This is a genomic window from Roseateles sp. GW821-FHT09G03 (assembly GCF_059416045.1).
On the sequence record NZ_JBWKOK010000002.1, the window covers coordinates 282,572 to 307,353 of the forward strand.

23 protein-coding genes are annotated in these 24,782 nt (G+C 65.9%); 4 read left to right on the forward strand and 19 right to left on the reverse strand.

The genetic code is table 11. The features are described 5' to 3' along the window. Positions 1-228: 228 nt before the first annotated feature. Positions 229-1,218 carry a TerC family protein gene (locus AC07OZ_RS08485; RefSeq protein ID WP_495466722.1) on the reverse strand — a complete coding sequence of 330 codons (990 nt, stop codon included), beginning with the start codon at positions 1,216-1,218 and terminating at the stop codon, positions 229-231. Positions 1,219-1,522: 304 nt separating this feature from the next. On the opposite strand from AC07OZ_RS08485, the gene AC07OZ_RS08490 reads away from it, so the two are divergent. After that, positions 1,523-1,879, forward strand: a complete 357-nt coding sequence (locus AC07OZ_RS08490; protein ID WP_067280698.1) for a phage holin family protein — start codon at positions 1,523-1,525, stop codon at positions 1,877-1,879. 7 nt (positions 1,880-1,886) lie between these two features. Here the strand turns inward: AC07OZ_RS08490 and AC07OZ_RS08495 are convergent, their stop codons facing one another. Further along, positions 1,887-3,458: a M48 family metalloprotease gene (locus AC07OZ_RS08495; protein ID WP_495466723.1), complete on the reverse strand. Its 1,572-nt coding sequence runs from the start codon at positions 3,456-3,458 to the stop codon at positions 1,887-1,889. Positions 3,459-3,519: 61 nt separating this feature from the next. On the opposite strand from AC07OZ_RS08495, the gene moaC reads away from it, so the two are divergent. Beyond that, positions 3,520-4,002, forward strand: a complete 483-nt coding sequence (moaC, locus tag AC07OZ_RS08500) for a cyclic pyranopterin monophosphate synthase MoaC (protein ID WP_495466724.1) — start codon at positions 3,520-3,522, stop codon at positions 4,000-4,002. A gap of 35 nt (positions 4,003-4,037) precedes the next feature. On the opposite strand, the gene AC07OZ_RS08505 is transcribed toward moaC, so the two are convergent. The 12 genes from AC07OZ_RS08505 to recA all read right to left on the reverse strand — a co-directional run bounded on the left by AC07OZ_RS08505 (position 4,038) and on the right by recA (position 16,175). Then, positions 4,038-5,849: a Wzy polymerase domain-containing protein gene (locus tag AC07OZ_RS08505; protein WP_495466725.1), complete on the reverse strand. Its 1,812-nt coding sequence runs from the start codon at positions 5,847-5,849 to the stop codon at positions 4,038-4,040. A gap of 80 nt (positions 5,850-5,929) precedes the next feature. Continuing rightward, positions 5,930-6,691: a TfpX/TfpZ family type IV pilin accessory protein gene (gene tfpZ, locus AC07OZ_RS08510; protein WP_495466726.1), complete on the reverse strand. Its 762-nt coding sequence runs from the start codon at positions 6,689-6,691 to the stop codon at positions 5,930-5,932. 97 nt (positions 6,692-6,788) lie between these two features. Further along, positions 6,789-7,214 (reverse strand): pilin, encoded by a 426-nt coding sequence (locus AC07OZ_RS08515; RefSeq protein ID WP_495466727.1) that lies wholly within the window; start codon positions 7,212-7,214, stop codon positions 6,789-6,791. 290 nt (positions 7,215-7,504) lie between these two features. Beyond that, positions 7,505-8,287, reverse strand: a complete 783-nt coding sequence (locus tag AC07OZ_RS08520) for an MBL fold metallo-hydrolase (protein ID WP_495466728.1) — start codon at positions 8,285-8,287, stop codon at positions 7,505-7,507. A gap of 240 nt (positions 8,288-8,527) precedes the next feature. Further along, the gene (locus tag AC07OZ_RS08525) at positions 8,528-9,184 is read right to left on the reverse strand and encodes an FHA domain-containing protein (protein ID WP_377159155.1); all 657 of its coding nucleotides are present in this window, start codon (positions 9,182-9,184) and stop codon (positions 8,528-8,530) included. Between the two features lie 40 nt (positions 9,185-9,224). After that, complete coding sequence (locus tag AC07OZ_RS08530) at positions 9,225-10,019, reverse strand: Stp1/IreP family PP2C-type Ser/Thr phosphatase (RefSeq protein ID WP_067280684.1); 795 nt, start codon at positions 10,017-10,019, stop codon at positions 9,225-9,227. Continuing rightward, complete coding sequence (locus tag AC07OZ_RS08535; protein ID WP_495466729.1) at positions 10,016-11,086, reverse strand: serine/threonine-protein kinase; 1,071 nt, start codon at positions 11,084-11,086, stop codon at positions 10,016-10,018. The genes AC07OZ_RS08530 and AC07OZ_RS08535 overlap by 4 nt, the downstream gene beginning before the upstream one ends. A gap of 18 nt (positions 11,087-11,104) precedes the next feature. Then, positions 11,105-11,836, reverse strand: coding sequence for a TerC family protein (locus AC07OZ_RS08540; protein WP_495466730.1), 732 nt, complete (start codon positions 11,834-11,836; stop codon positions 11,105-11,107). Between the two features lie 193 nt (positions 11,837-12,029). Then, positions 12,030-12,923, reverse strand: a complete 894-nt coding sequence (gene sucD, locus AC07OZ_RS08545; protein WP_297524421.1) for a succinate--CoA ligase subunit alpha — start codon at positions 12,921-12,923, stop codon at positions 12,030-12,032. A gap of 27 nt (positions 12,924-12,950) precedes the next feature. After that, positions 12,951-14,111: an ADP-forming succinate--CoA ligase subunit beta gene (gene sucC / locus AC07OZ_RS08550; protein ID WP_431049162.1), complete on the reverse strand. Its 1,161-nt coding sequence runs from the start codon at positions 14,109-14,111 to the stop codon at positions 12,951-12,953. Between the two features lie 438 nt (positions 14,112-14,549). Continuing rightward, a complete protein-coding gene (locus AC07OZ_RS08555; RefSeq protein WP_495466731.1) occupies positions 14,550-15,017 on the reverse strand; it encodes a regulatory protein RecX in 468 nt (155 codons plus the stop codon). A 111-nt stretch (positions 15,018-15,128) separates the two neighbouring features. After that, a complete protein-coding gene (gene recA / locus AC07OZ_RS08560) occupies positions 15,129-16,175 on the reverse strand; it encodes a recombinase RecA (protein WP_495466732.1) in 1,047 nt (348 codons plus the stop codon). A 317-nt stretch (positions 16,176-16,492) separates the two neighbouring features. On the opposite strand from recA, the gene AC07OZ_RS08565 reads away from it, so the two are divergent. Both AC07OZ_RS08565 and AC07OZ_RS08570 read left to right on the forward strand, forming a co-directional pair. Then, on the forward strand, positions 16,493-17,164 hold the full coding sequence (locus AC07OZ_RS08565) for a response regulator (protein WP_067280662.1): 672 nt from the start codon (positions 16,493-16,495) through the stop codon (positions 17,162-17,164). Positions 17,165-17,172: 8 nt separating this feature from the next. Then, positions 17,173-18,678, forward strand: a complete 1,506-nt coding sequence (locus AC07OZ_RS08570) for a sensor histidine kinase (RefSeq protein WP_495466733.1) — start codon at positions 17,173-17,175, stop codon at positions 18,676-18,678. A 31-nt stretch (positions 18,679-18,709) separates the two neighbouring features. Here the strand turns inward: AC07OZ_RS08570 and rodA are convergent, their stop codons facing one another. The 5 genes from rodA to AC07OZ_RS08595 are packed head-to-tail and all read right to left on the reverse strand — an operon-like array spanning position 18,710 to position 24,562. After that, positions 18,710-19,864 carry a rod shape-determining protein RodA gene (rodA, locus tag AC07OZ_RS08575; protein ID WP_495466734.1) on the reverse strand — a complete coding sequence of 385 codons (1,155 nt, stop codon included), beginning with the start codon at positions 19,862-19,864 and terminating at the stop codon, positions 18,710-18,712. Next, positions 19,861-21,942, reverse strand: coding sequence for a penicillin-binding protein 2 (gene mrdA / locus AC07OZ_RS08580; protein ID WP_495466735.1), 2,082 nt, complete (start codon positions 21,940-21,942; stop codon positions 19,861-19,863). Before mrdA ends, rodA begins: the two co-directional genes overlap by 4 nt. A gap of 22 nt (positions 21,943-21,964) precedes the next feature. Then, positions 21,965-22,486 (reverse strand): rod shape-determining protein MreD, encoded by a 522-nt coding sequence (mreD, locus tag AC07OZ_RS08585; protein WP_495466736.1) that lies wholly within the window; start codon positions 22,484-22,486, stop codon positions 21,965-21,967. Continuing rightward, entirely contained in the window at positions 22,483-23,463 is a 981-nt protein-coding gene (gene mreC / locus AC07OZ_RS08590) for a rod shape-determining protein MreC (RefSeq protein WP_495466737.1), read from the reverse strand. The genes mreD and mreC overlap by 4 nt, the downstream gene beginning before the upstream one ends. Before the next feature lie 55 nt (positions 23,464-23,518). Beyond that, the gene (locus tag AC07OZ_RS08595) at positions 23,519-24,562 is read right to left on the reverse strand and encodes a rod shape-determining protein (RefSeq protein WP_067280645.1); all 1,044 of its coding nucleotides are present in this window, start codon (positions 24,560-24,562) and stop codon (positions 23,519-23,521) included. Between the last annotated feature and the right edge of the window lie 220 nt (positions 24,563-24,782).

Sequence of the window (24,782 nt, forward strand, 5' to 3'; positions counted from 1 at the left end):
GGCGAGTGGTTGAGGCCGGTTTGGACTCAAAGGCCGCAAATGCTAAGCATTCTCATTTGAGTGTGTCAAAGAATTGCGGTTTCGCAGGTCTTTCCGCGTGGCGAACGCGCGACGCCCCTGTTTCTGTTCTGTAAAGCACAAAACCCGCGGGACGCTGGCGCGTCGCGCGGGTTTCAAGGACTGAGAAGACCGGACCGGGACATCCGCCCGGATCCGGTCAGTCCAGCATCAGTCGGCCGCCTTCCGGGGCTCGTCCGAATGGTGAGCCGACAGCTTGGGCGCCGTGCGCAGGCTCCAGACCATCGTGATGGCCAGGATCGCGACCACCACGCCCAGCGAGAGCAGCACAGGGATCTTGATCACGTCGATCAGCATCATCTTCGCGCCGATGAACACCAGGACCACCGCCAAGCCGTAGCTGAGCAGATGGAACTTGGACGCCATCGCCGCCAGCAGGAAGTACATCGCACGCAGGCCCAGGATCGCGAAGATGTTGGAGCTCAGCACGATGAACGGATCGTTGGTGATCGCGAAGATCGCCGGGATCGAGTCCACCGCGAAGATCACGTCGGTCATGCCCACCAGCGCGATCACCAGCATCATCGGCGTGGCGATCCGCTTGCCGTTCTCCAGCGTGAAGAAGCGTTCGCCGTCGAAGTTCTTGCTGACCGGCAGCACGCGGCGCAGCAGCTTCAGCGCGGGGTTGTCCTCGAGGTCGGGCTCCTGGCCGGCGGCCCACCACATCTTGATCCCGGTGATCAGCAGGAAGGCGCCGAACAGGTAGAGGATCCAGTGGAACTGCGCGATCAGCCATCCACCCACGAGGATCATCACCGTGCGCAGCACGATGGCGCCGATGATGCCCATCATCAGCACTCGCTTCTGGTAGGCCGACGGCACCGAGAAGTAGGTGAAGATCATCAGGAAGACAAAGATGTTGTCGACCGCCAGCGACTTCTCGATGAGGTAGCCGGTGATGAACTCCAACGCCTTGGTGTTGGCGAGTTCCGTGCTGCCGGTGCCGTCGCGCACGGCCCACCAGAGCAGGCCCATGAAGGCGACGCTCAACGCCACCCACACCAGCGACCAGTTGATCGCCTCCTTGACGCCGACGTCGTGCGCGCCCTGCTTGCGCAGGACGACGAAGTCCAGGATCAGGGACACCACGACGATGCCGACAAATACCACCCACAGCCACATGGGGACGATCGTGCTCATGAGAGCTCCTTGCAAGAAGCGGACGGCGCGCCTGCGCCGTCCCGGTTTCAACGTCACCGCGCCGCTGCGGGCGGTACGGTGCGGCCGAAGGGTCTTGCAAGGCTGATGCGGCTCGGGGTCGGATGACCTGGCAAGTCCCGCGTCAGGTGCAGGGCCCGGCTGCCTTCACGGCAACGTCTTGACGGGCTTCTGCCGCGGCTTGCGCCGCGCGGCTACTCCCCCTTCGGAAGGTTCGCATTATCCTGCTTCATTTGCTATTTCAAGTTCGTATTTTTCTGATGATCGATGCCGGTATGCTGAGCGCATGAAAACGCTGACCCGCTGGTTGCTGCTGGCCGCCGCGCTGCTGCTGGTGGCCCACCTCTACCCTGGCGTCCAGGTGAAGGGCTTCGTCACCGCGCTGATCGCGGCCTTCGTGCTGGGCCTGTTCAACACCATTCTGCGGCCGGTGCTGGTGCTGCTCACGCTCCCGGTCACGTTGCTGACGCTGGGACTGTTCCTCTTCGTCATCAACGCGCTGCTGTTCTGGGCAACGGCCAGCGTGCTGGACGGTTTCACCGTCGCGGGCTTCGGCGCGGCCTTGATCGGCTCGCTGATCTACTCGCTGTGCGGGATGGCCATCGATGTGCTGATCGAGCGTCTGTTCCCGGACAGCGAGTAAGCCTCGATCAGGGCTCCGCGCCAGGCGGCACGCCGCGCGGGTACATCTCCATGAGCATCTGGCGACGCTCGTAGCGCAGGTCGCGCAGTCGCGAGTCGATCACCGAGGCCTCGAACTGGTCCGCGGACCTTGCCCGACCCTGGCGTTCAGCGGACGCGAGCCGATCGATCGCGCCCGTGATGTCGCCGAGCGCGGCCCGGGTCTCGCCCTGCGCCCGCAACGACCGCAACGGTTGGCCGAGCTGTTGCCACAACGTGCCGCTTTCCTGCCAGGCCAACGCATCCTGCGCGTGCAGCGCGAGGTGGGTCTGCAGTGCTTCGGCGGCTTCGCGCTTCACCTCCGGCCGCGGGTCCGCCTGCGCCAGATCGGCGCGGATCATCAACATCGGACGTGAGCGTTCGTTCTTCAATGGCTCCAGCGCCGCGAAGCCGGCTTCGGGCTTGCCTCGGGCAACCTCCAGCTCGGCATGCGCGTAGACCAGCAGGCGCTTCGCGCCCGGGTCCGCGCCGAGCAGCCCGGCCAAGGCGTCGGCCGTCTTCAAGGTGGCTTCGGCGCGAGAGAAGTCGCGCAGCTTGATCGACGCGAGCGCGCTCGTGTAGCGGGCCGCCAGCTGGTCGATGTTCTTCTCGCCGGCTCTCGATCCGGCATCCAGGCCCTGGAGCACGCGCCACGGATCGGTCCGCTGGTCCATGAGGACCCGCGCACGCGCGGCCATCAGCGCGTGCTCCGGGGTGCCCACCAGCTTGGTCTGGCCCGTCGTGCCCAGCCGCGCACGTGCTTCGCCGATCCGCTCACTGGTGAGCGGGTGGCTGCGCAAGTAGGGGTAGGCGCCGGAATCCATCAGGTGGTAGGCCTGTTCCATGCGCTCGAACATGCTGGCCATGCCAGCCGGCTGATAGCCGGCCTGCGTCATGACCTGGAAGCCGACGCGATCGGCCTCGCGCTCCATGTCGCGCGAGAAATTCAGTTGAGCCTGCGCCGCCGCCGCCTGGCTGGTGACGATCGCGGCCTGCGCACCATCCATGCTGCGGCTCTTCGCGGCGGCGAGGATGCCTAGCAGCAAGCCCACGGTGGCCAGCGCACTGGTCCGGGCGTCGCCGACGATGCTTCGCGCGATGTGGCGCTGCGTGACGTGCGACAGCTCGTGGCCCATCACCGACGCCATCTCGTCGCGTGCGCCGGTCATCGCGATCAGGCCCAGATGGATCCCCACGTAGCCGCCCGGCAGCGCGAACGCGTTCACCGAGCGGTCACGGACCAGGAAGAGTTCCCAGGCGAAGCGGTCGCTGGTGTCATCACTGATGTTGCCGAGGCGACGCGCGGCATCCACCAACGGCTGCCAGGTGTTCTGCGCGTATTCGAGCAGCAGCGGATCGTCGAGGTAGTCCGGGTCCGGGCGGATCTGCCGCATGACCTGATCGCCCAGCTTCTTCTCGGCGCTGATGCTCACGTCTGCCGACACGGAGTCGCCGAGTGCCGGCAAGTTCACCTGCGCGACGGCAGCCTGGCCGAGCAGGGATGCGCTGAGCAGCACCGCCAGGCAGCGTCGGGTGAAGGGAATGGGGTTCGTTCGCTTCAAGGGATCTCCAGGGCCGGAACTATGATGACGCCTCTTCGGTTTCGCGATTGTTGCCGCGCTCATGAGCTCGCCTCTGACCCATTTTGACGCCAACGGACAGGCCCACATGGTGGACGTCTCCGGCAAGGATGTCACGCACCGCGTGGCCCGGGCCGCGGGCCGCATCCGGATGAAGGCCGAGACACTGGCGCTGATCCGCGACGGGAACGCCAAGAAGGGCGACGTGATCGGTGTCGCGCGCATCGCCGCGATCCAGGCCGCGAAGCGAACATCGGATCTGATCCCGCTCTGCCATCCGCTGCCGATCACACGGGTTGCGGTCGAGTTCGAACTGGACGAGGCTTCGAGCGCCGTGATCTGCACCGCGCAGGTGGAGACGCTCGGGCGAACCGGCGTGGAGATGGAAGCGCTGACGGCCGTGCAGGTCGGACTGCTCACCGTCTACGACATGTGCAAGGCCGCCGATCGCGGGATGGTGATGGAGCAGATCCGCGTGCTGGAGAAGCAGGGCGGGAAGTCGGGCGAGTGGCGCGCCGAGGTCTAGGACGCTCAGGCCGATCCTCGCCGCGAGCGACAGACTCAGCGGAATTCGCGGAAGCTGTATTCCTGTTGCGGGGGCTCGCATTGGAACGGCTTCGCCGCAGCGTCCAGCGCAGCCACTTCGTCGCATTCGCCCAGCCATTCCTCGCTGGCTGCGTTTCGGAACTCACGTAGCCGCTGCACCAGGTAACGGGCCTTGTCGGTCTCGCCCACTGCGTTGAGCGACTTCGCCCAGGCCATCAGCAGGCGCGTGTCGATGAGATGGTGGCCGGTCAGCCGCGAGGATTCGAGCGCCACGGGGCCAGGAGGTTGAACCGTCGCTTCGGCGTACTCGGCCTGCAGCGCGAAAAATGGGGAGCGCTGGCCCGCCGCAATGCGATCGTCGAGCGATGTTGCTCCCAAAGGCGGCGCGTAGATGTGGACGATGCGCAGGTAGTCGAGGACCACCAGCGGCACCGCCGCCGTGATCGCCAGGCCGAGCACGGCCAGCGCAGGACGCCGACGCGGCAGGGCTTTTGAAGGCGAAGGATCCGCGGTCTTCCGCGCGTTGACGTCATTTTTCCCTGCCCAGCACAAGCCATAGGCGAGTGCTGCGGGCAGCAGGAAATAGGCGTACCAGAGGGGGTACTCCACCTGGCTATGGACGCCGATCATCGCTACGAGCATGCCGGCGCAATGACCGGCGGGACCGCCCCGGACGGCACGCAAGAGCCCGATCGTCAAGCCCCAAGCCAGCAGCGCCAGCGCCAACAGGCCGAGCGGCAGCCCCATCTCGACGAGCAGTTGCATCTCGAGGTTGTGCGTGTGATCGAAGAACGCGACTGGCCGATCCGGGAACGGCGTCAGGGTCCAGGCGAGATTGAAATCCCCCCAGCCCGAGCCTGTCAGCGGGTACTGTGCGAGGAGGCCTGCAGCGTTCTTAAGAATGGCGAGACGCGCCGGCGAGCCGGCCCCCTCGCCCGAGAGCCGCGACTGCGCACGGAAGGCGTGATGGCCCAGCGCGGCGTACAAATCCATCAGGCCCCAACTGATCGCAAACATGACTGCGGTTGACCCCAGCGCGATTCGCACGCGCGGTGCCAGCCGCCAGTCGATTGCCCCCCAGATCACCAGCAAGGCGATGCCGATCCACCCGGTGCGAGAGCCGCTGAGCAACACGCAGAAGACGAAAAGGAAAAGCAGCACATACAACGCGATAGTGCCTGCCATTGCGCTCCCGAGCCGCCGCGCCAGCCAGCCGCCCTGCTCGAGCCAGACAGCGCCGACGCATGCCCACATCAGCAGGCTAGCGAGGTGATTGGGTTGCCGCATGTTGCCGACCGCGCTTCCCACGACGCCCGAACGGGCAATGAGGACGCCGTTGGCCAGTTCCGGAAAGAACATCTGCACGATGCAGACGACGACGCTCAGCAAGCCCGCTCCGACGAGCGCGACGCAGAAGAGCGTCAGCACCGCGTCACGCTGCCGCGACGTCACTGCGCGACCGACCTGCACTGCCACCAACGCGCCGAGCAGCATCGCGATGCTGGTGAGGGCCATCGACCACGGAAGCCCATGCGTAGAGGGCGCAGCCGCTGCAACGGCCGTCATCAGAAGGAGTGCCAGGGACACGCCATCGAATTGCCAACCAGACTCCAGTGAGCGACTCCACGCGAGACCGGCGGTCAGCAACCCGAGCCCAGCGAACGCCGCCAACTGGTTGTAGAGCGTCGCCGACGGCGTCTGGTTGTAGGCGATCAGAGGCGCCAGCGTCACGCCAAGCAACAGGCCGAGCAGTGTCAGGACCTGGAGATGCGGCGCGGTGGAAGAAGCGGGGAAATTGGCGGCAGGCGCTGTCGCGGCGAGCGTCATGAACGGTCCGAGTCGTGGGGGCAGGGCGGAACTCTAACGCCCGCTGGCCCTCTCGCTTGGAACGCGATGAAACGAAGGGATCAGAAGCCGTCGACAGGCGCAAAGCCGACCGGGTCGCCCGTGCCCTTGTCGATCAGCACCGACCAGTCGGTGCGGCGCGCGAGCAAGGGAACATAGAGAAGCTGGTCGATGGGCTTGCCCGTCCTGGCGACGGCGGCCCGGAGCTCTTCTGACTGAGCGGGGTGACGTGCCAGTAGTTCGCTCACCGGCTTGCCCACCTTCAGCGCCTGCGCCCGGCCCGGCGCGCCCCATTCCTGCCAGAAGCTCGGTCGCATGCCGAGATCGGCGCCACCCAGCCCAGCGAAGACTGCATCCATCTGCTCTTTGGCCGACACGGGACGCGTATTCACGAGCCGAGGGCCGGACATCGACAGGGTCCGCAGCGCTGCTGGTGCTTGAGGCAGTTCCTGCTCCACGACGCTGGCGGCGATCACGGCGCGGAAACGGTCGATCTCCAGAGCGAGCACCACGGGCCGGGCGACAAACATCGTGTGAGCGCCATACGTCAGACCCGCCAGCTGCAGCGCCACGACCACCGACATGTCACGCCACAGCTCGCCTCGAGGCTTGCGGTTGTCGAAGACCACCAGGGTGATCAAAGGTCCCAGGACGATGTCCACGCCCACGATCAGTCCGAACAGGCCGGCGCCGCCGGAGATGTCTGTGTACGGCCACGGATACCAGACCAGAAAGACGATGGCCGCGACGGAGGCGGCAACGATCAGCGTGAAGATGAAATGGAGCGAGGAGGCCTTGAGGCGTCCGCGAAGCGTAGGCGTCATGGGAGCCGGGAGCGAGGGAAGCAGATGCGTAATTCTGCCGGGCCGAAAATGACAAATGGGGCCGAAGCCCCATTTGATTCAACCTCGAAGAGGAAGATTACTTGCAGCTTGCCGGCAGGTACTTGGCGTTGATGGTGCCCGTGCAGACCCAGGTGACTTGGTCGGTGGCGCCAACGCGGCTGCCGGTCAGCACGATGTTTGAGGCATCGACACCGTCGCCGATAGCTTGGGCGGTGGCGGTCAGAACGGCGGTCGCGCCACCGGTGTACGTCATGGCGGACACATACTTGGTGGCGTTGAATTCCAGGCCCAGGGTGGCTTGGTCAGCGGGGAACGAGCCCTTGACGCTCAGCCATTCTTGAATGGCGGCTTTGGGCTGGCTGGCGACGCCGATCACTTCCGTGACCTTGGACTTCTTGATGTAGTCCGAGTACGCCGGCAGAGCCACGGCAGCCAGAATACCGATAATCGCCACGACGATCATCAGTTCGATCAGGGTGAAACCTTGTTGAACGCGCTTCATAAAAACTCCAAAGAGAGGAAGTGGGGTAGAGACGAAGCGGATGTACGCAGGGCTCGTGCCAGCCCCTTCTTTTCTTGATTAGTGCACGACATCACGGCTTGGCAGCATCAGGCATGGCTTCAAGTGACGTTTTTTGTCAGGCAGCTTGCCCAAATTTGTCACCTCTCCCGTCCCGGACAAGGTTTGTCAGCTCACGCCGATGCGAGATGTGAAGACGCAGAAGCGACGCAGCCCGCGGCGGACTTCCGGCGCGGGCTGCGGGTGGAAAAAAGGAATCCATCAATAAGACGTCAAGCCAGCGTGAACTCCTGGAAGTTCTCCAATGCAGAGATGCGGTGTGTCGTACGCAGGCCCATGACCGCGTCCATTACCGCCGCACGTTCTCCGGGCTTGATATGGGTGATGTGTACATCGATCGCCCCGCCGAGTTTTGCGAGCTCCTCGCGAAGGGTCGTGGGGCACAAGTGCTTGCTGATGCCCGCCAACCCGCATTCATCGTCGCCAAAGGCGCATTCGATGATCAGATGCGCGACCTTGATTTCCGACAGTCGCTTCCAGAGCGCCGGATTTGGGCCGGTGTCACCGGTGAAGATCCAGTGACCACCAGCACCACCATCGACAGCAAACCCCACGGCCGGCACCGTGTGTGCGGCGCTGATGACCTCGACGTAGCGATCGCCGCCCAGGTCAAGACGATCGCCGACCGCAAATTCATGGAAGGTCAACGCAGGCCGCTCAACCGAGGGCAAGCGAGTGAAATCGGGCCAGATCACGCCATTGAAAACGTGCGAGCGCAGTGCTTGAAGTGTTTCGGGCAGCGCATGTACCTTCACCGGGGGACGGCCGGCTTGCGCGCGTCGCCGCTGGACCGTATCCGCCAGCAGACCGATCGCTAACACATGGTCCAGGTGCGAATGCGTGACCAGGATGTGGTTCACCTTCACCATCGCGTCCACGGTCAGTTCGGCCACGCCGCTACCGGCGTCGATGAGCACATCGTCGTCGAGCAAAAAAGAAGTGGTCCTGTAGCCGGCCGCCAGGGCGCCGGCGCAACCGAGCACGCGAATCTTCATGCGGAAGACTGTAGAGGGACCCTTGTGTGGCGCTAAGCGCCGAATCCTCGATTCGAAGGTTTATTGCCGTCGCTTACGCGACCCCACCCCGATGCCGTGAAAACCTGCACGCGCGTAGGTGATCGCCCGACAGCAACGAATCATCTCGATACAGGATGGTGCGCCGAAACCACGCGCATTGCCCAGCGGCCGGGCAGCAAAAAGGGACCTCAAGGGTCCCTTCGTCGTGAGTCGTGCCGATCACGCCTGCACGAACTGCATTTGCGTGCCGGCCAACTCGATCACATCACCGTTCTTCAGCGGGACCGACTCTGCCGTCAAAGGCGCGCCATTCACCACGGGTCGGGCACCGCCCTCGACGTGCGCGAACACGTAGCCGCTCGGTCTCTTCGTGATCGACGCCACCTGCACGCCCGGCTTGCCCACCGTCGTCACGACCTTGGTCAGCGACACCTCTCGACCCGCCGCAGGACCGTTCAGCACCTTGATTGCTGCCGGCGCAGTCGACACCGGCGCCGGGCCCAAGCCACCGAAGGAAGACGGCAGACCGAAACCGCTGCTCGGCGCAGTGCCGGGCCGCAGGATCATCGTCTTCTCATAGTCGCCGTTGTCCTCGAGCAGGAACTTGATCTTGTACTTGCCGACCTCGATCACGTCGCTATGCGAAAGCAACTGCTTCTTGATCGCCTTGCCGTTGATGTACGTGCCGTTCGTCGAGTTCAGGTCCTCGATGAAGACATCCGCCCCGACCATCTGCAGCACGGCGTGTTCGCCGCTGACCGCCAGGTTGTCGATCACGATGTCGTTGTACGGCCTCCGGCCGAGCGTGGTCTTGTCCTTGGTGATCTGCACTTCCTTGATCACCACGCCGTCGAGCGACACCACCAGCTTGCCCATGCTTGACCTCGAGTCCTGTCTTTATTTGTAGAGGGTCGCCTCAACGGCGCCCATTGTTGCGACTGAATGGCCACCACGCCCATGGCTTGGTGCGACTTTCCGCGCGAACCAGAACGATCGCAATATTATCCTTGCCGCCAAGGTCATTGGCCGTGTCCACCAGCGCCTGCGCTGCTTCAGGCAAATCGTTGTGGCTTTGCAGCACCTGTGCCACGCTGGCGTCATCGACCATGTCCGAGAGACCATCGCTGCACAACAGGATCTGATCGCCGGGCAACAGTTCATGCTGATGCACTTCCAGCATCACCGTATCCTCGACGCCAACGGCCCGCGTCACCAGATTCTTGTTGCTGCTGAAGACGGCTTCTTCTGGCGTCAGTAGACCTGCATCGATCTGTTCCTGCAGCAACGAATGGTCACGCGTCAGTTGGACGAGTTGGCCTTCCCGATAGCGATAGGCCCGCGAATCGCCCACGTGTCCCAGCAACAGGCTCTGTTCCCGGAAGACCGCCAGCACCAGCGTCGTCCCCATGCCCGCATAGCGTGGATTGGTGTTGGCAGCGTTGAAGATCGCGCGGTTGGCGTTGTCCACGCAGATGTCCATCGCCCGCCGTACATCGATGTCCGTCGCGTGCTGGCCGGCTTCGGCCAGCCATCGACCCAACTCCGATTTGATGAACGTCGTCAGCATCTGGCTGGCGACCTCTCCCGCGTTGTAGCCCCCCATGCCGTCGGCAAGCACTGCAAGCCCGACGCCCGGTTCCAGGGCGACCGAGTCTTCATTGTTGTCGCGCACACGACCGGTATCGGTGGCGCTGAAGAACTCCAGGGTCATGTCTTGCTGGCGGGATCGGCTGGGGGAAAGGGATTGTGCACTGCGCCCTGGGACTGTAGCCGCAAAGTTTGCTCGAATGCCTGTCCCGCCGGTGGGGGGGGTGTCGCGCCTGTGCTATTGGCCAGTTCCACCGGGATCTGGCTCAGCACCGACTCGAGATCCTGGGCCAGCGTGTCGCCGCGCTGATAGCGCAGTTCGGGACGTTTTTCCAGCGCCAGGGCCACCACCATGGCCAACGACTCCGGCAGCTCGGGACGGAGACGACGGACGTCCGCCGCAGGTTGATTCATGATCTGGTGCATCAAGGTCGCCATCGACTCTGACTGATGCGGAAGATGGCCGGTCAGCAGCTGGAACAGCATCGCGCCCAATGAGTAGAGATCGCTGCGTCCGTCCACCTGAAGGCCGGCCAGTTGTTCCGGCGACATGTAGGACGGCGTGCCCAGGACCAATCCGGTTCGTGTGCGACTCCCATCGGCGACGCGGGCGATGCCGAAATCCATGATCTTCACGCTGCCCGATTCCCGTTCCAGCATGACGTTGGCGGGTTTGATATCGCGGTGGACGACCCCGTGGCCATGAGCGTACTGAAGCGCGCGCGCCAGGCGCGCAGCGAGCAGCAGCACTTCGCGCAGGGGCAGCAACTGACCAGGCCGCGTGTGGTGACTGAGATCCTGTCCCACGACGTATTCCATCGCGATCCAGGTTTCACCGGCGCATTCCCCGGCATCCAGCACGCGCAGGATGTCGGGATGGTCCAGATGTCTTGCGGCACTGGCCTCGCGCATGAAGCGGTCGCGGACGTCGATCAGGTCCTCGGGTGCGAACTCGCGTTGCAGCGCCAGGCGCTTGATGGCGACGGTCCGGCCGCTGCGGCGGTCCACGGCCCGATGGACAACAGCCATCGCACCGCGGCCGATTTCCTCGCCGATCTCGTAGTCGTCCAGCGCCACGCCCGCCGAGCGCGGCATCGGTTGTGTCGTCGGCAGGGTGTCGGACGCACCCAGACTCCCATCGTCAGACGCGCCTCGGCCCAGCAGTCGCTTCAGGAAGCCGGAGGCGCTCATGACATGGCGAGCCCTTCGTCAGGCTTGCGCCGGCCGACGTGCGGCCAGCAGCTTGCCGACGAGCAGGACGAACAAGGCGCCGCCGACGCCCAGGGCGTAGTACACCTGCGGCAGGACTTCCGTCGTGCCGGGCTTGCTGCCCGCTTGCATCGGCACCCAGGCATTGAGCGCCGGATCGGTCACCAGCATCGTGCCGGCAATCCATCCGAGCAGCATCGCGCCCAGCGTGATCACGATCGGGAACTTGTCCATCAGCTTGATCACCAGCTGGCTGCCCCACACGATGATGGGGATCGACACCAGCAGGCCAAAGATCACCAGCGGCATCTGATGCTGGCCACCCGCGCCTTCCGCGGCGCCGGCGATCGCGATGACGTTGTCGAGGCTCATCACGAAGTCCGCGATGATGACGGTCTTCACCGCGCCCCAGAGCTTGTCGCTCGCTTCCATCTTCGCGTGATCGTCCTCGGCCTCCGGCAACAGCAGCTTGATGCCGATCCACAGCAGCAGCACGCCGCCGACCAGCTTCAGGAACGGCAGCTTGAGCAGCGTCAGCGCAAAGAAGATCAGGACGACGCGCAGCACGATGGCACCGGCAGTGCCCCAGAGGATGCCTTTGGTGCGCAGATTCGGTGGGAGCTTGCGGCAGGCAAGCGCGATAACGACGGCATTGTCGCCACCCAGCAGGATGTCGATCAGGATGATCTGGCCGACGGCGAGCCAGAACTCGGGGCTGGTGAGCATGTCCATGTAGGAAACCCGCGCCGGGCCTCGCGCAACGAGGGCCCAGTCTAAAGCGTTGGAGGGGCAAACGAATGAAGGGGCCCCTGGGGCCCCTTCATTGGTTCGAGGGGTACGGCTGGATTGTCCGCGCCCGCCCCCCGGAACCGCAGTGCGTGAAATTACGCAGCAACGGCTCCTGGCATCAGGTTTTTCCTGCTACTTACAGCAGGCCTTTCAGCAGCTTGCCCATCTCCGACGGGTTGCGCGTCACGGTGAAGCCGCACTCTTCCATGATGGCGAGCTTGGCATCGGCCGTGTCGGCACCGCCCGAGATCAGCGCGCCGGCGTGGCCCATGCGCTTTCCGGGAGGGGCGGTCACACCGGCGATGAAGCCGACCACCGGCTTCTTCATGTTGGCCTTGCACCAACGGGCGGCTTCCGCCTCGTCCGGGCCGCCGATCTCGCCGATCATGATGACGGCGTCGGTGTCCGGGTCGTCGTTGAAGGCCTGCATCACGTCGATGTGCTTCAGACCGTTGATCGGGTCGCCACCGATGCCGACGGCCGAGGACTGGCCCAGGCCGATTTCGGTCAGCTGTGCCACCGCTTCATAGGTCAGCGTGCCCGAGCGCGAGACCACGCCGATGCGACCCTTGCGATGGATGTGGCCGGGCATGATGCCGATCTTGATCTCGTCGGGCGTGATCAGACCAGGGCAGTTCGGGCCCAGCAGCAGCGTCTTCTTGCCGCCAGCCAGTTCCTTGGCCTTCATCTTGTTGCGCACTTCCAGCATGTCGCGGACGGGGATGCCTTCGGTGATGCAGATCGCCAGATCCAGGTCAGCCTCGACGGCTTCCCAGATCGCCGCGGCGGCGCCCGCCGGCGGCACGTAGATCACCGACACGGTCGCGCCAGTCTGGGCGGCGGCTTCCTTCACGGTGCCGTAGATGGGGATGTCCGAGAACTTCTCGCCCGCCTTCTTGGGGTTCACGCCGGCGACGAACGCGTTCTTGCCGTTGGCGTAGGCCTGGCAGCCCAGGGTGTGGAACTGACCGGTCTTGCCCGTGATGCCCTGGGTGATGACCTTGGTGTCCTTGTTGATGTAGATGCTCATGTCGTATTCCTTGGCTGGGTCTGCGGCTTACTTGACGGCGGCGACGATCTTCGTCGCGGCTTCGGCCATGGTGTCGGCGGCGATGATGGGCAGGCCGGACTCGGCCAGCATCTTCTTGCCCAGCTCCTCGTTGGTGCCCTTCATGCGGACGACCAGCGGGACGTTCAGGTTGACGGCCTTGCAGGCCGTGATCACGCCTTCGGCGATGGTGTCGCACTTCATGATGCCGCCGAAGATGTTCACGAGGATGCCCTTCACCTCGGGGTTCTTCAGCATGATCTTGAAGGCCTCGGTGACCTTCTCGGCCGTGGCGCCGCCGCCGACGTCCAGGAAGTTGGCGGGCTCGCCGCCGAACAGCTTGATGGTGTCCATCGTGGCCATGGCCAGGCCGGCGCCGTTCACCAGGCAGCCGATGTTGCCGTCCAGCGAGATGTAGGCCAGGTCGAATTTCGAGGCTTCGATCTCCGCCGCGTCTTCTTCGTCCAGGTCGCGGTAGGCAACGATTTCCGGGTGGCGGAACAGGGCGTTGGCGTCGAAGTTGAACTTGGCGTCCAGGGCGATCAGGTTGCCCTTCGAATCGCAGTTCAGCGGGTTGATTTCAACCAGCGACGCGTCCGTGTCCATGTAGCACTTGTACAGCTTGGCGAACAGGTCGACGGCCTGGTCCACCGAAGCGCCGCTCAGGCCGATGGCCGCGGCGATCTTCTTCGACTGCTCGGTCGTGATGCCGGTCAGCGGGTCGATGTACTCGGTGATGATCTTCTCGGGGGTCGAGTGGGCGACCTCCTCGATGTCCATGCCGCCCTCGCTCGACGCGATGAAGGCCACCTTCTGCGTGCCGCGGTCGGTCACCAGCGAGATGTACAACTCGTTCTTGATGTCCGCGCCTTCTTCGATGTACAGGCGGCGGACCTTCTGGCCGACCGGGCCGGTCTGGTGCGTGACCAGCTGCATGCCCAGGATCTGCTCGGACAGCGCCTTCACGTCGTCCAGGCTCTTGCCCAGCTTGACGCCGCCGCCCTTGCCGCGACCGCCGGCGTGGATCTGCGCCTTGACCACCCAGACCGGGCCGCCCAGCTTCTGCGCGGCTTCGACCGCCTCTTGCACCGTGAACGCGGGAATGCCGCGCGGCACCGGCACGCCGAACTGGCGCAGGATTTCCTTGCCCTGGTACTCGTGAATCTTCATAGGGAGGTCTCGCTTGATGGATGAATCAGGAAGAAGCAGCCAATGCCGCGGACGCTCCGCGGTACCGGCGTGGAGAGGAGGTTTGCAACGCCGGATTCAGCCAGGCTCCCGCGACAAGGAACCCGTCGTCGCGGCCATAGGACCGCGCGTCGACGGAGCGACGAGGGTGCGGCGGATGGCGCTCGGGGGAGGCGGAGGAAGACATAAAACCGATGCAAACACGCGAAAACATGCCCGCGGACGAACGCCGGCGGGCTGTTTTGCGAAGCCGAAAATGTAGCATGCTGCGTTGCATCAAGCCCTTGGCGCGGTTGAGACGCGCACTGCCGTGGGCTTGTCAGCGCGTCGCAAGGTGCTCGTGACGCACGAAGTTTCGTGGAGTTTCAGACGCTGTCGCTCTTTCAGGCGGCACGACCTGTCGCCCACCCGGAGCGTGCTTCATGCATCGGCATCGCCGCCCTCGGCGACACGTCGGACCGCGCGCCGCGCGAGGTCAGGACCGAATCCGCGCCCGATGAGAAATCGCATGCGTTTGGCTAGCGCCGCGGCGTCGAGGACCGCGCCATCGCTGAACTTGCGGCGGAGCATGTCGCACGCGCGATCCAGCTCGCTGGCCGCGAGGGTCGAACGCTGCTCTGCGTCCAACGACAGTCCGTGCTGGGCGAGCTCCTGCTCGATGCGCCGCTGGCCGAAGCGCTGCGAGCGCACATGAATGCGGGACTCGACGAATCTCGACTCGTCGAGATACCCATTGGCCTTGAGCCAGTCGAGCACCGCTTCGACTTCGCCGCTGAGCGCTGTCGACTCGTCGTCATCCGAGAACTCGTCGCGCGAAGCTGCCGAAGCCTCGGCGGCTTCGGCCAGCCGATCACGCGCGATGCGCAGCAGCTTGCGCCGCAACTCCATCGCGCTGTGCTCTCGCTGAGCAAGCAGCGCGACCGCGCGTGCCTTCAGCGACAGCGGCTGCGAGGCCCGGCCCCGCCGACCATCAGGCGGGGTCATGCGAAGGCCCCGCGTTTACTCTGCGTCGCCGCCGGGCGTCGCGCCGAGCAACGGGATGCCCAGCGAGTCGCGGATCTTGTTCTCGATCTCGACCGCCAGATCCGCGTTCTCGCGCAGGAACTCGCGCGCGTTGTCCTTGCCCTGGCCGATCTTCTCGCCGCTGTAGGCGTACCAGGAGCCAGCCTTCTCGACGATCTTGTTCGCCACACCCATGTCGATGATCTCGCCCTCGCGGCTGATGCCTTCGCCGTAGAGGATGTCGAACTCCGCCGTCTTGAACGGCGGCGCGACCTTGTTCTTGACCACCTTGACCTTGGTCTCCGAACCGATGACTTCCTCGCCCTTCTTGATCGAGCCGATGCGGCGGATGTCCAGGCGCACCGAGGCGTAGAACTTCAGCGCGTTGCCGCCGGTGGTCGTTTCCGGGCTGCCGAACATCACACCGATCTTCATCCGGATCTGGTTGATGAAGACGACGGTGCAGTTGGTCTTCTTGATGGTGGCGGTCAGCTTGCGCAGCGCCTGGCTCATCAGCCGGGCCTGCAGGCCGGGCAGCGAATCGCCCATCTCGCCTTCGAGCTCCGCCTTCGGCGTCAGCGCGGCGACCGAGTCGATGACGATCAGGTCGACCGACCCCGAGCGCACCAGCGAATCCACGATCTCCAGCGCCTGTTCGCCGGTGTCGGGCTGGCTGATCAGCAGTTCCTGGAGGTTGACCCCCAGCTTCTGCGCGTACTGGACGTCCAGCGCATGTTCGGCGTCGATGAAGGCGCACACGCCGTCCAGCTTCTGCATCTGGGCGATGACCTGCAGCGTCAGCGTGGTCTTGCCCGAGGATTCCGGGCCGTAGATCTCGACCACGCGGCCGCGCGGCAGGCCGCCGACGCCCAACGCGATGTCCAGGCCCAGCGAGCCGGTGGAGACGACCTGGATGTCCTCGATCTTCTCGCCTTCGGCCAGCCGCATGATGGAGCCCTTGCCGAACTGCTTTTCGATCTGGGCGAGGGCGGCCTGCAGGGCCTTGGCTTTTTCGGTGTTGGCGTTCTTCACGGGGGCGTCCATGCAATCTTCTCCTGTTGGCTGCGGCGGATTATTGGCGCAATCTGTATATCTGTACAGTACTTTGTCGAGCCCGGCCGATCCGCTGTGCGGTGCCGGTGAGGGTCGATGCAGGCATCTTAGGCCGCCAGTGGCTCACTAGATGAGCCAGCAGCGGACCTCCCTCCCATTTCCGTCATCGGTGGGAGACGTCCCCACGCGAACCTGTCGTCCGCCTGACCAGGCACCCCCGATCCCCCACCGTCGGACGCCTCGGAAACGCCTAGGGAACACCAGCAGGCCGCTCCCTAGAATGTCTCCATAACCAGAGGGGACGACACATGCGCATCTTGATCGCCGAAGACGACCAGGTCCTGGCCGACGGCCTGCTGCGCTCGTTGCGGGCGTCGGGTTGCGCCGTCGATCAGGTCGGCAGCGGCAGCGAAGCGGACGCGGCACTCGCCTCCCATGAATTCGACCTGCTGATCCTCGATCTCGGCCTGCCCAAGCTCCACGGCCTGGAGGTCCTGAGACGGCTGCGCGCGCGCGGTTCGTCCGTGCCGGTGCTGATCCTGACCGCCGCCGACAGCATCGAGGAACGTGTCAAGGGCCTCGACCTCGGCGCCGACGACTACATGGCCAAGCCCTTCTCGCTGCAGGAGCTCGAAGCCCGCGTGCGCGCGCTGACGCGTCGCGGCCTGGGCACCGCATCGAGCGTGATCCGTCATGGTCCGCTCACCTTCGATGCGACCGGCCGTGTCGCCTACATCAACGAGCAGATGGTGGAACTCTCGGCGCGTGAGTTGTCGCTGCTGGAGGTGCTGCTGCAGCGCGCCGGCCGTCTCGTCAGCAAGGACCAGCTGGTCGAGCGCCTGTGCGAATGGGGCGAAGAGGTCAGCAACAACGCGATCGAGGTCTACATCCATCGGTTGCGCAAGAAGATCGAACAGGGCCCGATCCGCATCGCCACGGTGCGCGGCTTGGGCTACTGCCTTGAGAAGATTCCCGGCTGAGCTGCCGCATGGCGGCTGATTCCTCCGGCCATCGCTCGCTGTTCGGCGAGATCCTCGACTGGATGCTCGCGCCGCTGCTGGTCATCTGGCCGATCAGCGTCGCGCTGACCTGGCTGGTGGCCCAGGGCATCGCCAACAAGCCGTATGACCGCGAGCTCGACGAAATGGCGCGCACGCTCGGCCTGCAAGTCGTGACCGAGCCGACGCCTGGCGACGCGGCCGCGCGGCGCGGCCGCTCGCGGTACGCGCTGGCCCCGGAGGCCGCCGCCCTGCTGCGCGCGGACGAATCCGACACCGTCTACTACCAGGTGCTGGGCCTGCGCGGCGAATTGCTGAGCGGCGATGCGCAGCTGCCGGTGCCCGAGGTCGAGCCGCCGATCGTGCCCTGGGAGGTCAACCGCCGATTCGACGAGATCAACAACGAAGCGGTGCGCGTGTCCTACCTCTGGGTGGTGCCGGAGGGGATGGCCGGCAGTGAGCGGATGATGCTGGTGCAGGTCGCGGAGACGCTGGGCAAACGCTCGCGCCTGACCAACGAGATCATCAAGGGCGTCATCCTGCCGCAGTTCGTGATCCTGCCGCTGGCGGTGCTGCTGGTGTGGCTGGCGCTGGCGCGCGGTATCGCGCCGCTGAACGATCTGCAGCGGCGCATCCGCTCGCGCGACAGCTCGGACCTGAGCCCCATCGACGAACAGCGCATCCCCGACGAAGTCGCGCCGTTGGTGCAGGCCATCAACGACCTGCTGGAGCGGCTCGATCAATCGATCCGCTCGCAGAAGCACTTCCTGGCCGATGCCGCGCATCAGTTGAAGACGCCGCTCGCGGGGCTGCGCACGCAGGCCGAGTTGGCACAGCGCGAGATCGACGAAGGTCGCAGCTCGCCAGCGGAACTGCGTCGTTCGCTGAAGCAGATCGCGGTGTCGAGCCAGCGCGCGGCGCACATGGTCAACCAGTTGCTGGCCATGGCCCGCGCCGAGGACCAGGAGCACGCCGCGCGTCGCAGCGAAGTGAACCTTGCCGTGCTGGCGATCGAGACGGTGCGCGACTTCGTGCCACGCGCCATGGAGAAGCGCCTGGACCTCGGCTACGAAGGGCCGGAGGCCAGCCAGGCCGGGCTGCGCATCAACGGGCACCCGTTGCTGATCCGCGAGTTGATCCGCAATCTCGTCGACAACGCGCTGCTCTACACGCCGAGCGACGGCACGGTCACCGTGCGCGTCGTCGAGGACCCGTTCGGACAGGTCTGCGTCCTGCAGGTCGAAGATTCGGGGCCGGGCATCGTCGAGTCGGAACGCGAGCAGATCTTTCAGCCGTTCTATCGGGCGCTGGGCACCAACGTCGACGGCTCCGGCTTGGGGCTGGCGATCGTGCGCGAGATCGTCCAGCAGCATGAGGCCGAGATCACGGTCGACGACACACGGGCGCGCCGGCAGGCGGAGTCCGAAGGCGCAGGACCGGGCGCGCGGTTCACGGTCCGCTTCGCCGCGCACCCGCTGCAGAACGCCAGTGTCTGACCGCCTCCGCGGAAGGGGCGCCGCCGCCTGATCAGCGCTGCGTCCCACCCCGGCTCTTGGCGATCGACATCAGCATCCCGAGCGACAGGCCCAGCGTCACCATCGCCGTCCCCCCGTACGAGATGAACGGCAACGGCACCCCCACCACGGGCAGGATGCCGGTCACCATCCCCATGTTCACGAACACGTAGGTGAAGAAGCTCAGCGTGATGGCCCCCGCGAGCAATCTCGAGAACAAGGTCGGCGCCTCGTGCGCGATCGCGAGCCCGCGCAGGATCAGCGCGGTGAAGCCGATCAGCAGCCCCGCCGCCCCGATCAGTCCGAACTCCTCGCCGTAGGCCGCGAAGATGAAGTCGGTCGTCCGCTCCGGAATGAACTCCAGGTGCGTCTGCGTGCCCTTCATGAAGCCCTTGCCGGTCACGCCACCCGAGCCGATCGCGATCTCGCCCTGGATGATGTGGAAGCCCTTGCCCAGCGGATCCTTCGTCGGGTCCAGCAAGGTGCAGACGCGATCCTTCTGGTAGTCCTTCAGCACGATCCATTTCACGTCGGGCTGGCAGATCTGGTCCTCGCTGAAGACCAGCGCCGTGATGCCCGCGCCGGCCAGCACCAGCGCCGGGATGATCAGCTTCCAGGACAGACCGGCGAAGAAGATCACGTACAGGCCCGCGCCCAGCACCAGCAGCGAGGTGCCGAGGTCCGGCTGCTTCGCGATCAGCCCGACCGGCACGACGAGCAGGATGAAGGCCGCAATGAAGTCCGGCAGCCGCAATTGACCTTCGCGCTTCTGGAACCACCACGCCAGCATCAGCGGCACGGCGATCTTCAGCAGCTCGGACGGCTGGATCTGCGTGCCGACATACAGCCAGCGCGTCGCGCCCTTCTTCGTGATGCCGAACAGCGCCACCGCCACCAGCAGCGTCACGCCGACCGCATAGAGCGGCAACGCCAGTTGCATGAGCCGCTGCGGCGGCACCTGCGCGGTCACGAACAGCACACCCATGGCCAGGACCATGTTCCGGGCGTGATCGACGAAACGGGTGCCGTGGTCGTAGCCCGCCGAGTACATGCACATCAGACCCAGCCCCATGAGCCAGGCCATCGCGAGCAGCAGCGGGATGTCGAAGCCCTGGAACAGCGGCTTCACGCGCTGCAGCAGGCTGGGTTTGCTGAAGACGGCGCTCATCGTGAGGCTCCCGGGGTGGGGCGCGGCGCGGCGGACCGTGCGGGTGGCGCTGTCGACGCCGAGGGCGTGGGCGAAGGGGTCGACGCGGGCGAGGACGCGCCCGACGCGGCCGCCTCCGGCGCGCTGGCCGCAGCGTTGGGCAGCGGGATGTCCTCGACGCGGCGCGGCGTGCCGATCGGCGCGCCGACCTGGCCGACCCGCACCTTGGCGATGTCCTCTTCGCTCGGGTAGGTCCCGGTGAGCACGTAGTCGAATACGCGTCGCGCGATCGGCGCGGCGGACTCGGAACCGAAGCCCGCGTTCTCGACGATCAGTGCCAGCGCAATGGTCGGCGCCTGATAAGGCGCGAACGAGATGTACAGCGAGTGGTCGCGCTTGCGCTCATCCGCCTTGATGCTGCTGTAGGTCTGGCCGGCACGCAGGCCCACCGCCTGCGCCGTCCCGGTCTTGCCGGCGCTCTGGTACTGCGCGCCGGCGAACACCGCGCGCGACGTGCCTTCCAGCGTCACGTCGTGCATCGCATTGCGGATCACGTCGACGTCCGCCCGGCGCAGCGCCAGCGGCGCCAGCGCATCGCTCGCGACGCGCCGCTGCGCGTGCTTGACGACGTCCTCGATCTCCCGCACCAGCCGGGGCCGGTAGCGCTCCCCGCCGCTGGACAGCGTCGACATGGCCGTCGCCAGCTGCAGCATGGTGAAGTTGTTGTAGCCCTGGCCGATGCCCAGCGAGATCGTCTCGCCGGCGTACCACTTCTGCTGTTCGGGCCGCTTGTAGGCGCGGCGCTTCCACTCGGTGCTGGGCAGGATGCCGGTGACCTCACCGAGCAGGTCGATCTCGGTCCGGCGGCCGAAGCCGAAGGGTTCGAGCTGGTCGTGGATCATGTCCACGCCCATCTCGTTGGCCAGCGAATAGAAGTAGACGTTCGACGAGGTCACGATCGCCAACCGCATGTCCTTGGCCCCGGCCCGGTCGCCTGTCGCGCTACCGAACACCCGCCCGCCGAAGCTGTAGTTCAGGTTGTCCTGGATCACCACGTTGGCGGCCCGCTTGCCGGTGTTCAACGCCGCCATCGCCATGTAGGGCTTGAAGGTCGAGCCCGGCGGATAGGTGCCGCGCAGCGCGCGGTTCAGCAGCGGTTTGTCGATGTCCTCGTTGAGGTCTCGCCAGCTGTCCGCGTCGATGCCGTCGACGAAGAGGTTGGGGTCGAAGGTCGGCTTCGAGACGAAGGCCAGCACCTCGCCGTTGCGCGGATCCATGGCCACGAGCGCGCCGCGTCGATCGCCGAAGAGCCGCTCCACCAACGCCTGCAGCTTGATGTCGATCGACAGGTGCAGCGTATTGCCCGGCGTCGGCGGGCGGTTGCGCAGCCGCCGCACCGCGCGGCCGCCGGCGCTGGTCTCCATCTCCTCGAAGCCTGTCTGGCCGTGCAGTTCGCGCTCATAGGCCTGCTCCAGCCCGAGCTTGCCGATGTACTCCGTGCCACGGTAGTTGGCGACGTCCTCTTCGGACCAGTCGTCCATCGCCTTCTTCTCGGCCTGGTTGATGCGGCCGATGTAGCCCAGCAGATGCGCGCCGATGTCACCCAGCGGATAGCTGCGGAACAGCCGCGCCTTGATGTCCACGCCCGGGAAGCGGAAGCGCTGCGCGGCGAAGCGGGCGACTTCGGTGTCGGTCAGCTTCGTGCGGATCGGCAGGGACTCGAAGTTCTTGCTTTCCTCCATCAGCCGCTTGAACCGCCGGCGGTCGCGCTGCTGGATGTCGATGACGGCGGACAACGCGTCGATCGTGCGCTCCAGGTCCGGCACCTTCGACGGCGTGATCTCCAGCGTGTAGGCCGAGTAGTTGCTCGCCAGCACCACGCCGTTCCGGTCGACGATCAGGCCGCGGTTCGGCACGATGGGGACGACGGAGACGCGGTTGGTCTCGGCACGCTCGAGCAGCGTGTCGTGCTGCGTGATCTGAAGGTAGACGAGACGCGCGACCAGCAGGCCGAAGCAGAACAGCACGAACGCGGCCGCGGCGAACAGCCGCAGCCGGAAGCGGCTCAGCTCCGCCTGGAGGTTCTTGATGACCGTCATCGCGGGCCTGTTCCCGGCACGCTCAGAGCGGGCGGTGCGCGTCGGGATCCGGCGCGCGGCGCTGGGGCGCCAGCAGGAGCGCCGCGGCGATCGGCCACAGTGCCGCCTGCAGCAGCGGTGCCAGCACGAGGCTCCAGCCCGGCCACATGCCGCCGACGATCAGCCGGACGATCACGGCGATCGCGGTCGCCAGCACGAACAGCGGCAGCACGTGCAAGGCCTGCGCGCCCAGCGTGAACCACAGCAGCCGGCGGTGCAGCGCGACCGCGCCGAAGGCGAGCAGGCTGTAGGCCAGCGCATGCTGGCCGAGCAGCGCGCCGTGGTGGACGTCGATCATCAGGCCGAAGACGAAGGCCCAGCCGACGCCGACACGGCGCGGCTGATGGACGTTCCAGAACACCAGCACCAGCGCGAGCACGTCCGGCATCCAGGGTTGCCGGCCGACGGGGACCATGTCGATCAGCAGGCCGACGACCAGGCTGAAGGCGATGAACAGGGGGTTGGCGGGCAGCAGCAGCTGGCTCGCGCCACGGGGCATGATCATCGGGTGCCTCCTTTCGGCGCGGACGCGGCCGACGCCGCACGGCCGCGCGGCGGCCTGCCGGCGGCTTCGACCGCGGCGGCGTTCGCGGCGCTGGCCGCTTCCTGCGCGGCTTCGGTGCGCGCGGACTCCTGCCCTTCCAGCGGCTCCAGCACCAGCACGTGGCGCGCGCTGTCGGGCTGCGCGATCGGCGCCAGACCGACGCGCGCGAAGCTGGTGTCACCGCGGCGCTCGACCTCCGCGACCTTCGCCACCGGGAGACCTGGCGGATAGAGGCCGTCCAGGCCCGACGTCGACAACACATCGCCGGCCTTGATGTCGGCGTTGGCGGCGATGAAGCGCAGCTCCATCACGCCGCGCTCGCCGCCATAGGCGACGCCGCGCTGCTGGGTGCGGGTGTTGAGCACGGGGATGGTGGCATCGCGGTCGGTCAGCAGAGTCACCTCGGCGGACAGCGGATAGACCCGCGTCACCTGGCCGAGCACGCCGGCATCGTTGACCACCGGCGCCCCGAGCCGGACGCCACGATGGCCTCCGCGGTCGATGATGATGCGGCGCGAGAACGGGTCCGGCGCCTCGTAGAGCACCTCGGCGGCAAGGCCCTTCACCGGCAGCGCGTCGCGCAGGTCGAGCAGCGCGCGCAGGCGCGTGTTCTCGGCCTGCAGCTGCGCGGCACGGCTCAGGATCACCGCCTGCGAGGCGAGTTGCTGCCGGGCCTGGTTCTCGGCCTCGGTGGCCTTCTCCATGCCGCGGGCGTAGTCGCCGGCCTGCTCCCAGGCATCGACGGGCGCCAGCAGCGCGCGTTGCAGCGGATGCAGCGCGAGCGCCAGCCCCGCGCGGGCGGGCGCCGTGACCTGGAAACGCGAGTCCGCCACCATGAGAAAGACCGCCAATGCCGCGCAGAAGGCCAGCTTCGTCAGCGCGGACGGGCCTTCGCGGAACAGCGGCGGTGGATTGCGGTCGAGGGTGCCGAGAGGCATGGAGATCTCAGCGAAGGAGATTCAACGCAAAGCGGCCGACTGAGGCCGCATCCACTTATTCGTTCGTGAAGATCGAGCCCAGGCGTTCCATGCGCTCCAGGGCCATGCCGCAACCGCGGACCACGCAGGTCAGCGGGTCTTCGGCCACGAGGACCGGCAGGCCGGTTTCCTCGGCCAGCAGGCGGTCCAGGTCGCGCAGCAGCGCGCCGCCACCGGTCAGCATCATGCCGCGCTCGGCGATGTCGGCGCCCAGTTCCGGCGGCGTCTGTTCCAGCGCGTTCTTCACGGCCGAGACGATCTGGTTCAGCGGGTCGGTCAGCGCTTCCAGGATCTCGTTGGACGAGATCGTGAAGCTGCGCGGCACGCCTTCGCTGAGGTTGCGGCCCTTGACTTCCATCTCCTTGACCTCGGAGCCGGGGAAGGCCGAACCGATGTTCTTCTTGATGGACTCCGCCGTCGGCTCGCCGATCAGCATGCCGTAGTTGCGGCGGATGTAGTTGATGATGGCTTCGTCGAACTTGTCGCCGCCGACGCGGACCGAGCCCTTGTAGACCATGCCGCCCAGCGAGATCACGCCGACCTCGGTCGTGCCGCCGCCGATGTCGATGACCATCGAGCCCGACGCTTCCGACACCGGCAGGCCGGCGCCGATCGCAGCCGCCATCGGCTCCTCGATCAGGTAGACCTCCGAGGCGCCCGCGCCCAGCGCGGCGTCACGGATGGCGCGCTTCTCGACCTGGGTGGAGCCGCAGGGGACGCAGATGATGATGCGGGGCGACGGACGCAGCAGCTTGGTGTCGTGCACCATCTTGATGAACTGCTTGATCATCTGCTCCGTCACCACGAAGTCGGCGATCACGCCGTCCTTCATCGGGCGGATCGCCTCGATGTTGCCGGGCACCTTGCCCAGCATGGCCTTGGCTTCGTGGCCGACGGCCTGGATCGTCTTCTTGCCGTTGGGACCGCCTTCATGGCGGATGGCGACGACGGACGGCTCGTCCAGCACCACGCCTTTGCCGCGGACGTAGATCAGCGTGTTGGCGGTGCCCAGGTCGATGGCGAGGTCGGTGGAGAAATAGCGGCGCAGGGAGGCGAACATGTGTGTAGGCAAGACCTGGACAAGACGCTTCGGCACCTGGAGCCGCCCGTCATCGTCGAACTACACGCAATCGGCGGCATTCGACGGCATCAAGCGGCGTTCGTCTGCGTTCTGTCCGGGCGGCTGCGATTCGGGGCGGTTCGGGTCGGGTAAACGCGCGGACCGGCGGCGTCCGCGCGAGCGAGATTCCTTGCCATAAGGAACGAGGCTGCGCTGGCAG